The 4,941-nt window shown below is 61.3% G+C and carries 7 protein-coding genes; 2 read left to right on the forward strand and 5 right to left on the reverse strand.

The window, feature by feature from the left end:
* Nucleotides 1-279 (forward strand): zinc ribbon domain-containing protein (locus AC6FTP_RS25395; protein WP_497209699.1); only part of this gene is annotated, 279 nt, incomplete at its 5' end.
* Nucleotides 280-365: 86 nt separating this feature from the next.
* The gene (locus AC6FTP_RS25400; protein WP_497209700.1) at nt 366-962 is read left to right on the forward strand and encodes a peptidylprolyl isomerase; all 597 of its coding nucleotides are present in this window, start codon (nt 366-368) and stop codon (nt 960-962) included.
* A 57-nt stretch (nt 963-1,019) separates the two neighbouring features.
* Here the strand turns inward: AC6FTP_RS25400 and AC6FTP_RS25405 are convergent, their stop codons facing one another.
* From AC6FTP_RS25405 to AC6FTP_RS25425, 5 genes are all read right to left on the reverse strand, one after another.
* Nucleotides 1,020-1,142, reverse strand: a complete 123-nt coding sequence (locus AC6FTP_RS25405; RefSeq protein WP_497209701.1) for a hypothetical protein — start codon at nt 1,140-1,142, stop codon at nt 1,020-1,022.
* Entirely contained in the window at nt 1,135-1,884 is a 750-nt protein-coding gene (locus AC6FTP_RS25410; RefSeq protein ID WP_497209702.1) for an ATPase, read from the reverse strand. The genes AC6FTP_RS25405 and AC6FTP_RS25410 overlap by 8 nt, the downstream gene beginning before the upstream one ends.
* On the reverse strand, nt 1,881-2,108 hold the full coding sequence (locus AC6FTP_RS25415; protein WP_497209703.1) for a hypothetical protein: 228 nt from the start codon (nt 2,106-2,108) through the stop codon (nt 1,881-1,883). The genes AC6FTP_RS25410 and AC6FTP_RS25415 overlap by 4 nt, the downstream gene beginning before the upstream one ends.
* A 115-nt stretch (nt 2,109-2,223) precedes the next feature.
* Complete coding sequence (locus tag AC6FTP_RS25420; protein ID WP_497209704.1) at nt 2,224-3,549, reverse strand: dipeptidase; 1,326 nt, start codon at nt 3,547-3,549, stop codon at nt 2,224-2,226.
* A 169-nt stretch (nt 3,550-3,718) separates the two neighbouring features.
* Nucleotides 3,719-4,941, reverse strand: a 1,223-nt coding sequence (locus AC6FTP_RS25425; protein WP_497209705.1) for a sulfatase, incomplete at its 5' end; no start/stop codon positions are given.

Raw genomic sequence — 4,941 nt, forward strand, 5'->3', positions numbered from 1 at the left:
CTCAAGCAGCTCGTCGAGCGTGCCGAAGGCGTGAAGAACCGCCTCGCTGAAGTCGAAGCCGAGCGCGCCGAGATCGTCGCCCCGCTGGATCCCGCCACCGTGTCCCTCTACCAGCGCATCTTTACCGAAAAGGGCGACTCTGGAGTCGTCCCACTCATCAATGGCGTCTGCGGCGGCTGCCACATGAAAGTCGTCTCCGGCACCTTGCAGGCGGCCCGCGCCGGAGAAGTGCTGGCCCAGTGCGAAAGCTGCGGTCGCATCGTTTACATCGTCGAGTGACGCTGTTTTCATGATTTTTTTCACCCCAAAAGCGTATTGCAATCCGAGTCTTCCAGACTCACATCAGCCACCCAATCCAACCCGACATGAAAAAACAACTTCCGACTCTTGCCGCTCTCGTCCTCTCGTTTGCTGGCCTGACCGGCATCAACCAAGCCCAGGAGACCAAACCCGTGATTGAAGCCAAACCCGTGAAAATTGTGATGGAGACCAGCAAAGGCACCATCGAACTCGAACTCGACCCTGTGAAGGCCCCGATCACCGTCGAAAACTTCGTCAAGTATGCCAAAAAAGCCCACTATGACGGCACCATCTTCCACCGCTGCATCCCCGGCTTCATGATCCAGGGCGGCGGTTTCACCCCCGACATGAACCAGAAGTCCGTGGACGCCCCGATCTCCATCGAGTCCAAAAACGGCCTCAAGAACGACCGTGGCACCATCGCCATGGCCCGCACCAGCAATCCGAACAGCGCCACCAGCCAGTTCTTCATCAACGTGAAGGACAACGCCAACCTCGACTACCCGAGCTTCGATGGCTACGGCTACGCCGTCTTTGGTAAGGTCACCAAGGGCCTCGACATCGTCGATGCCATCGTCAGCGTGCCCACCGGCCGCAACGGCCCTCATGGCGACGTGCCATCCGAGCCTATCCTCATCAAGAGCGTCAAAGTGGCCGAGTAATCTGCCGCCCAGAGACAAATCATCCAGCGGAGCACGGGTCACCCCGGCTCCGCTTTTTCATGGGCAGCATGCACGCACATAGCTCATCGACTGCCGCCGCCAGCGCTGCTTTTCATCTTCCTTGTCGAGGATGTTACCACGGTTCTGTGGGTGGCCTTCGGAGCGGGATTGGTCAGGCATAGGGCTGAGCTTTGTCCCAGATGGCTTTTTGGAACCAATGTGGCATTGGATCGCTCTTCAGCTCCAAGTCGTGTCCATCTGTGATCTCCGCCACCCAAAGCCGCTCACCACCGTGCCGCGAGTTGTCGAAAAGATAGGCACGGTGAGTGTGCTTCACCGCTTCCATCAGCAGACCCAGCGACCGCGCGTAACGGCTCACGATCTTGTCTTTCGGCACATCATGTCCGCCCAGGTTCACCCGCGCCTTCACACGGGCCACGTTGATCGCCGGGTCATCTGTGGCTATGTAGTAAAGGTAGGTTCGGTAGCCAATCCTTTGCGCCTTTTCCAGTAAGGCAACTTTGTCTGGCGATGACATCACCGTTTCAAAGGAAAAGGACACCCGTTGTTCGAGCAGCTTCTGCCTCAGGAAATCTGCCGCTACCGAGGCAAAGTAAGCGTTCACACTGACTTCATGGAAGCTCAGCTTGCCGTCGGCATAGCGCAGATAAGCTGCCTCCTCGTCCATCTCTGCCTTTTGAAGCAATGTCGAATTCGCGAAGAAAGGCAGAATCTCCTCCCTTGTCGTCTCCACACCGTAGTCCCGCATATTCAGAAAGCCCCGGTCTTCGATATCCTTCTGGATCTCATCCGGGTTCAGATACACGCCCAGCAGTTTTTTGGGCACCATGCTCTTGATGGTGCTTTTGCCAGAGCCATTCGGCCCGGCGAACATTCGCAGCCTCGGGACTGCGTGATTCATGGAAGGCGTATCCGGGTTCCCACAGGCACGCTCAATGGCTTCCGTGTGGTTTTGATGAGCGCCCTCGTGCCATCGGCAAAGGCCTGATAAATACCGTCATCTCCACTGACCAGCACCGCTTGTCCCGAGGCCAGAGCCTGCCAGTAGGCCACATCCACCGCTGCAGCTGAGAGACTGGGGATCTGCTGCTCCAGGTAGTCGAGTGTTTGTTCGGGATCGGCCATAGGTGGTAAGAATAGTGCAGCACCGGAGAACGGCAACCGAGGCATCATGCACAAAAAGAGACACCGCGCCTCTGCAGTCGTGCCTGGGGCGGCGAGCCTACTCCTGCTGTAAAATTCACCGAGCCAGCTCCCGCAGCAGAGCCTGATTCAGGCGGATGCCTGCCTCCAGATTCGCGATGGGGAAGTTCTCGTTTGGGGCGTGCGCCTGGCAGTCTGGCAGTGCCAGACCGAGCAGCAGAGTGTCGGCTTTCAGCACATCTTTGAAAGCCTGGACGATGGGGATGCTGCCGCCTTCACGGATGAGGGCTACATTTCCACCGAAGGTGGCCTGAAGTGCGCGCTGAGCAGCTGCGCCAAAGGCCGAGTGCGGGTCCATCAGGTAGGCCATGCCGGTGTGGCCACGTTTGATCTCCAGCCGGACAGCCGGGGAGGCCTGGGCGCGCAGATGCGCCTCGGCCAGATCCAGGATGCGCGCTGGGTCCTGGTCGGGAACGAGACGGAAGCTCAGCTTAAAGAAGGCCTCACGGGCGATCACGGTCTTCGAGCCTTCGCCCTGATACCCACCGCCAATGCCATTCACCTCAGCCGTCGGGCGGGCCCAGCGGCGCTCGCGCTCCGTGTAGCCGGGTTCGCCAAAGAGGGCCGGTGAGCCGGTGAGACTGAGCGTCTCCGCATCGCCATCGCCGAGGCCTTTCCAGCTCGTGCGTTCCCAGTCCTGGAGATCGCGCACGCCATCGTAGAAGCCAGGGATCATCACCCGCCCCTCGGCATCATGCAAAGTTGCCACAAGACGCGCCGCCATGGTCACAGGATTGGCGATGGCTCCGCCAAAAATGCCGGAGTGGAGGTCGATGCTGGGGCCGTGGACCTTCACCTCCATGCAGGCGATGCCGCGCAAACCATAGGTGAAGGTGCCGATCCCTTCGCCCACCATGCCCGTGTCCGAGATGGCCACCACATCGCAGGCGAGTTCCTCCGCATGAGCTTCCAGGAAAGGTTTCAGATTCGGGCTGCCGATCTCCTCTTCGCCCTCGAAGAGGATCGTGAGGTTCACCGGCAGATCCCCATGCTCGGCCAGAGTCTCTGCCAAACCCGAAACGTGGGCGATGAGCTGGCCCTTGTTGTCCGTGGCCCCACGGCAGTAGATGCGGCCATCCCGGATCGTCGGCTCGAAGGCCGGAGACAGCCACTCATTCAGCGGCTCGGCAGGCTGCACATCGTAGTGCCCGTAAAGCAGCACCGTGCGGCGGCCCGGCAGGTGCGCGTTCTTGGCCACGATGATCGGATGTCCCGGCGTCTCATGCAGAGTCGTCGTCAGCCCCATGCCGGTGAGTTTCGCCACCAGCCAGTCCGCACAAGCGCGGACATCAGGGCGGTGTTTCGAGTCAGTGGAGACGCTAGGGAAGCGCAGGCAGGTGAGGAGATCTTCGAGGGCAGACATGGTGCCGCCGATGTTGGCGCGGGCCGCCGTGGGTGCAAGCGGTGCGGAGTAGAACGAGTTTGAAACTCGTATGCTGGTGCCCCGAGTTTCCAACTTGGGGGGAGGGAGATGGGCGAGATGCAATCTCGCTGCACCCGCTTACGACTTGGAAAGTCGGGCTACGGCGGGGTCACTCGGTCTTCTTCTTGCCTTTGCCTTTGCCCTTCTTGGGTTTGCCGCCGTCGCCGTTGCTGCCTTTGCCGCCGGAGGTGGGTGGAGCTTCTTCTTTGGGGAGGACGGAGGCGAGGCGGGCTTTGATCTCGCTGGTGCCGACGTCGCTGGCGAGGTTGGTCCATTCGTTCGGATCTTTGCGGTGATCGTAGAGCTCCTCGCTGCCGTCGGCGTAGCGGATGTAGCGGTACTGGCTGTCGCGGGCGGCGTGGTTGCCTTTGCCATGGGAGCAGATGGCGATGTGGTCCCAGGCGGCCTTGGGGTCTTTGAGCAGGGGGAGGAGGCTGGGGCCTTTGACGTGCTCGGGGATGGGCAGGCCGGTGAGTTCGCAGAGGGTGGGGTAGATGTTCGTGTAATCGACGGGGGCGTCTGTCCGATGGCCGGGATGGGTGACTCCGGGGGCGACGATGGCGAAGCTGGTGCGGGTGGTGGTCTCCCAGAGTGCGAATTTGCGCCAGTGCTGCTTTTGCCCGAGGGCCCAGCCGTGGTCGGTCCACCAGACGATGATGGTTTTGTCTTTGCGGGGACTGGCATCGAGGCCGTCGATCAGTCGCCCGACTTGGTCGTCGAGGTAGGAGATGGTGGCGAGGTAGGCCTGGACGCCTTTTTTCCGCTGGTCGCCTTTCAGGACGGCGGCGTGGTCGCCCTCGGGGCCGGCCATCTTGATGCCGGGGGCGGGGATGTCGGCGAGGTCGTCGTCTTTGGTGATGGGGAGCTGGATGTCGGCGAGGGGGAAGCGGTCGAAGTATTCGCGGGGGACGTACCAGGGGAGGTGGGGCTTGACGTAGCCGACGCCGAGGAAGAGTGGCTTGTCCGTGGGGGCGGTCTTGAGGTGGTTGATGGCCCAGTCGGTGAGCTTTGTGTCGCCCATGTCGCTGGTTTTGGCATCGACTGGACCCCAGTCGAAGTGGCCGCGCCCGAGGCCGTTCAGGTTTTCCTCGTGCTCTGGGATGCTGGGGAAGAGGCCGGCCCATTCGGTCCAGCCGTCGTCCCGGCCTTCGCTGCTGAAGTTGTGGTAGATTTTGCCGCCGCCGCGGGTGTTGTAGCCTTGGGCGAGGAAGTGACGGTTGATGGTGTTGACGTCTTTGAGGACGCCTTGGGCGGGGTCGCCATTGGTGTAGATGCCGGTGGTCCAGGGGCGGAGGCCGCTCATAAGTGCGGCGCGGGAGGGATTGCAGGCGG

The organism is Prosthecobacter sp., from assembly GCF_044378005.1.
In the GTDB taxonomy this organism is placed as follows: domain Bacteria; phylum Verrucomicrobiota; class Verrucomicrobiia; order Verrucomicrobiales; family Verrucomicrobiaceae; genus Prosthecobacter.